Source organism: Brevundimonas sp., from assembly GCF_036405315.1.
Classification (GTDB): Bacteria; Pseudomonadota; Alphaproteobacteria; order Caulobacterales; family Caulobacteraceae; genus Brevundimonas.
On record NZ_DASWXW010000176.1, the window covers coordinates 1 to 5,077 of the forward strand.

Here is a 5,077-nt window from a genome sequence, read left to right on the forward strand (position 1 = left end):
CTGGCCGGCTACCCCGACGCCGTCGCCGACGCCGTGCGCGACCACTACAAGCCGCAAGGTCCGGGCGACAGCGTCCCGACCGCCCCGGTCACGGTCGCCGTCGCCATCGCCGAGAAGCTGGACACCCTGGTCGGCTTCTTCGCCATCGACGAAAAGCCCACCGGCTCGCGCGACCCCTACGCCCTGCGCCGCGCTGCGCTGGGCGTGATCCGGCTGGTGCTGGAGAACGGTGCGAGGGCACGCCTTCGGACATTGATCGTGTTGGGTCTCAGCCAAATTTTGCCTGCCATCGACCCAAGAAAGTTCACGCCAACGGTAGCCGCCGGATTGGAAGAACTCGCAGATCGGTTTGCTGGAACAGAACTCGGTTTGAGCGCCGAGGAAATCCTCTCGTCGTTGCAGACGCGCGATGAGTTCGATGATCTGCCTTGGCTGCCGGAATGGGTTGAAAATGATGCCCCCGAACTGCTGAGTGGCATTGTTGGTTTCTTCGCTGACCGTCTGACCGTCCTCCTGCGCGACCAGGGCCAGCGCCACGATCTCGTGGCCGCTGTCTTTGCTCTGGGCGACGACGATCTGGTGCGGATCGTGCGTCGGGTGGAGGCGCTGGCCGCCTTCCTCGCCACGGACGACGGGGCCAATCTGCTGGCCGGCTACAAGCGGGCGTCCAATATCCTCAAGGCTGAGGAAAAGAAAGGCCCGCTGCCGGAAGGCGCCGTCGCCACCGGCCTGGCCAACCAGCCGGCGGAAGAGACCGCGCTGGCCTTCGCCGCCGCCGCCGCCGCGACCGCCGTGGACGCGGCGCTGGAAACCGAAGACTTCGCCGCCGCCATGACGGCCCTGGCCGCCCTGCGCGGCCCGGTCGACGCCTTCTTCACCGGCGTCATGGTCAACTCCGACGTGGCCGAGGAGCGTGAGAACCGCCTGAAGCTGCTGGGTCAGGTGCGCGGCGTCATGGGCCGGGTGGCCGACTTCGGCCAGATCGCGGGCTAGGCGCTCAAGCAGCCGAAGGCGTTAGCACGCAAGAATGAGCTTTCTCCCTCCCCTTCATGGGGAGGGTGGTCGCGCAGCGACCGGGTGGGGAGGGCGTGGCGATACGGAGCGCGACGCTTGATTTGCCGAAGCGCCCCCACCCGTCTGACGCTTCGCGTCAGCCACCCTCCCCATGAAGGGGAGGGAGAGGCGGTTTCGACACATCCTCACACGGATTGTTACGCCCACGGCCTCGCCTTCGCAGGTGCAGCGCGCTAGTGAGGGCCACCGTGCGCGGGACTCAATCCCCCGGCGGCAAGACCACGGCTCAGGGACTGCAAGATGACCAAGTGGGTGTACGGCTTCGGCGGGGGCTCCGCTGACGGCGACGCGTCGATGAAGAACCTTCTCGGCGGAAAGGGCGCGAACCTGGCCGAGATGTCGTCGCTGGGCCTTCCGGTGCCGCCCGGCTTCACCATCACGACGGAAGCCTGCGTCCACTATTATTCCAACAGCGAGACCTATCCGGCCGAGCTGGCCGATCAGGTCGCCGCCGGTCTGAAGACCGTCGAGGGCATCGTCGGCAAGACCTTCGGCGACGCCTCCAACCCCCTGCTGGTCTCGGTGCGCTCGGGCGCGCGGGCTTCGATGCCGGGGATGATGGACACGGTGCTGAACCTGGGCCTGAACGATCAGACGGTCGAGGGTCTGGCGGCGCTGTCGGGCGACCGCCGCTTCGCCTTCGACTCCTACCGTCGCTTCATCACCATGTATTCCAACGTGGTCCTGGGCATCGGCCACGACCAGTTCGAGGAGGTTCTGGACGACCACAAGGATCGTCTGGGCGTGTCGGTCGACACCGAACTGACCGCCGAGAACTGGGAAAAGGTGGTCGCCGACTACAAGGTCCTGGTCGAGCGCGAGCTGGGCCAGCCCTTCCCGCAGGACCCGCATGACCAGCTGTGGGGCGCAGTCTCGGCCGTCTTCGCCAGCTGGATGAACGACCGGGCGAAATTCTATCGCCGCATGCACGACATTCCCGAAAGCTGGGGCACCGCCGTCAACATCCAGTCGATGGTGTTCGGCAACATGGGCGAGACCTCGGCCACGGGCGTGGCCTTCACCCGCAACCCCTCGACCGGCGAAGCCAAGCTGTATGGCGAGTTCCTGATCAACGCCCAGGGCGAGGACGTGGTCGCGGGCATCCGCACGCCGCAGTCCCTGACCAAGGCCGGGCGCGAGGAGATGGGCGAGACCGCCCTCTCGATGGAAGAGGCCATGCCGGTCGTCTTCGCCGAGTTCGTCGACGTGGTCGGGCGGCTGGAAAGCCACTACCGCGACATGCAGGACATCGAGTTCACGGTCGAGCAGGGCCGCCTGTGGATGCTGCAGACCCGCAACGGCAAGCGCACCGCCAAGTCGGCGCTGAAGATCGCCGTCGATCTGGCCTCGGAAGGCGTGATCTCGCAGGAAGAGGCCGTGTCGCGGGTCGAGCCCGCAGCCCTCGACCAACTGCTGCACCCGACGCTGGACCCCGACGCCGCCCGCACCGTGGTGGCGACGGGCCTGCCGGCGTCGCCCGGCGCGGCCACCGGCAAGATCGTCTTCGACGCCGACGAGGCCGAGCGTCTGTCGCAGGTCGGCGACGCCGTCATCCTGGTGCGCGAGGAAACCTCGCCCGAGGACATCCACGGCATGCACGCGGCGCGCGGCATCGTTACGGCGCGCGGCGGCATGACCAGCCACGCGGCCGTGGTGGCGCGCGGCATGGGGCGTCCCTGCGTCTCCGGCGCCGGGGAAATCTCGATCAATGAGAAGGCCGGGACCTTCACCGCGCGCGGCCGCACCTTCAAGGCCGGCGAGATCATCACCATCGACGGCGGCAAGGGCGAGGTGCTGGATGGCGCCGTGCCGATGATCGAGCCGGAGCTGACGGGCGACTTCCAGACCCTGATGGCCTGGGCCGACGGCGTGCGCCGCCTGAAGGTCCGCGCCAACGCCGAGACCCCGCTGGACGCCAAGACGGCGCGCGGCTTCGGCGCCGAGGGCATCGGCCTGTCGCGCACCGAGCACATGTTCTTCGACGAGGCCCGCATCGCCGCCGTGCGCGAGATGATCCTGGCCGACGACGAACAGGGCCGCCGCGTCGCCCTGGCCAAGATCGCCCCCTTCCAGAAGGCCGACTTCGCCGACCTGTTCACCATCATGGCCGGCCTGCCGGTGACGATCCGCCTGCTGGACCCGCCGCTGCACGAGTTCATCCCGCACACCGACGCCGACATCGACGCCCTGGCCGCTGGCTCGGGCCTGGACGCCGCCAAGCTGAAGCGTCGCGCCCGTGAACTGCACGAGACCAACCCCATGCTCGGCCACCGCGGCTGCCGCCTGGGCGTGGCCTATCCCGAGATCTACGAGATGCAGGTCCGCGCCATCCTCGAGGCGGCGCTGGAGGTGAAGAAGGCGTCGGGTCTGGCTCCGATCCCGGAGATCATGCACCCGCTGGTCGCCCTGGGTCTGGAGATGAAGTTCCTGCGCGAACTGACCGACCGCACCGCCAAGGCCGTGTTCGCGGATGCCGGCGACAGCGTGGACTATCTGGTCGGCACCATGATCGAACTGCCGCGCGCCGCCCTGCGCGCCGCCGATCTGGCGGCACACGCCGAGTTCTTCAGCTTCGGCACCAACGACCTGACCCAGACGACCTTCGGCATCAGCCGCGACGACTCGGGCCACTTCCTGCAGGCCTATCTGGACAAGGGCATCTTCGAGACCGATCCCTTCGTGCGTCTGGACCAGGACGGCGTGGGCGACCTGATCCGCATCGCCGCCGAGCGCGGGCGTGGGGTCAAGCCGGCCATGAAGATGGGCATCTGCGGCGAACACGGCGGCGATCCGTCCTCCATCGCCTTCTGCGAGAGCGTGGGTCTCGACTACGTCTCGTGCTCGCCCTACCGCGTGCCGATCGCCCGTCTGGCGGCGGCCCAGGCTGCCCTGGCGGCCCGCTCGGGCGAGGAGCGCGAAAAGGACCGCTGAGGCGGTCCTTCTTCCTCATTGGACGTCTGATACGACGAAGGCCCGCTCCGGAAGGAGCGGGCCTTTCGTTTGTCCGGCGACTGCGGCCTAGGCCAGGCCTGGGGCCAGGGCCCAGCGCAGCGAGTTCTCGCCGAAGGGCTTGATGAAGAAGTCGCGGTAACGCTCGAAGACCTCGATGATCTTCATCTTCAGGTCGTTGGTCACGGACTCGCCGCGCTGGCGTTTCAGCGCCGCGACGCAGTTGACGACGATGTCCTGGTGGGCCGATCCGCCCATATGTTTCAGCACCGTGGCCACGTCATGAGCCAACGGATCGCCGAGCTTTTCCGCCCACGGTGAAACAGTCTGAGTCATTCGGGCGCCATCCCCCACGTTCTCGACACCTGTAACGGTTTGCAAAATTTCCCGAACAGTGCAAGCGCCGCGGGAAATAATGATTCCCGTTATCTGGTCTCAGGGGCGTTTTTGCACAAAAACCGTGCCCGCCGAGTAGCCGGCGCCGAAGCTGCAGATCAGGCCGACGTCGCCGGGCGCGAAGCCGTCGTTCTGCAGATGGAAGGCGATGATCGACCCGGCGGACGAGGTGTTGGCGTAATCGTCCAGGATGATGACGTTCTCTTCCGGCTCGGGCTCGCGGCCCAGCACCTTCTTGCCGATCAGGGTGTTCATGTTGATGTTGGCCTGGTGCAGCCACATCCGCTTCAGGCCGTGCGGGTCCAGGTTCAGTTCGGCGGCGTGGTCCAGGATCATTTCCGAGACCATGGGCACCACCTCCTTGAAGACCTTGCGGCCCTGCTGGACGAACATCTTGTCGCTGAGGCCGTCGGACGACACCGGCTCGCTCGCGCCCGTCGGCAGGGCGGCGCGGTTCAGGAAGCCGAAGTTGTTGCGGATGTTGTTCGAGAAGCTGGTCTTCAGCTTCGTGCCGACGATGTCCCAGCCGCCCGGTCCGGCCTGATCCTCGGCCTCGACGATGACGGCGGTGGCCACGTCGCCGAAGATGAAGTGGCTGTCGCGATCCTTGAAGTTCAGGTGGGCCGAGCAGATCTCGGGGTTGACCATCAGCACGGCC

General features: G+C 67.1%; 4 protein-coding genes. 2 read left to right on the forward strand and 2 right to left on the reverse strand.

Annotation, left to right across the window (positions count from 1 at the left end; all coding sequences use genetic code 11):
• Both VGE49_RS10965 and ppdK read left to right on the forward strand, forming a co-directional pair.
• Nucleotides 1-993: glycine--tRNA ligase subunit beta (locus VGE49_RS10965; protein ID WP_331034590.1), on the forward strand; the 993-nt coding region annotated here is incomplete at its 5' end.
• A 321-nt stretch (nt 994-1,314) separates the two neighbouring features.
• On the forward strand, nt 1,315-4,005 hold the full coding sequence (gene ppdK, locus VGE49_RS10970) for a pyruvate, phosphate dikinase (RefSeq protein ID WP_331034591.1): 2,691 nt from the start codon (nt 1,315-1,317) through the stop codon (nt 4,003-4,005).
• Between the two features lie 87 nt (nt 4,006-4,092).
• Here the strand turns inward: ppdK and VGE49_RS10975 are convergent, their stop codons facing one another.
• Together VGE49_RS10975 and VGE49_RS10980 are read right to left on the reverse strand one after the other, a co-directional pair.
• Complete coding sequence (locus VGE49_RS10975; protein ID WP_331034592.1) at nt 4,093-4,359, reverse strand: hypothetical protein; 267 nt, start codon at nt 4,357-4,359, stop codon at nt 4,093-4,095.
• 99 nt (nt 4,360-4,458) lie between these two features.
• Nucleotides 4,459-5,077, reverse strand: a 619-nt coding sequence (locus VGE49_RS10980; RefSeq protein ID WP_331034593.1) for a beta-ketoacyl-ACP synthase III, incomplete at its 5' end; no start/stop codon positions are given.

Excerpts from the sequence above, each read along its gene's own strand:
- ppdK (WP_331034591.1), top strand. The coding sequence starts at position 1,315 with ATGACCAAGTGGGTGTACGGCTTCGGCGGGGGCTCCGCTGACGGCGAC.
- VGE49_RS10975 (WP_331034592.1), bottom strand. The coding sequence starts at position 4,359 with ATGACTCAGACTGTTTCACCGTGGGCGGAAAAGCTCGGCGATCCGTTG.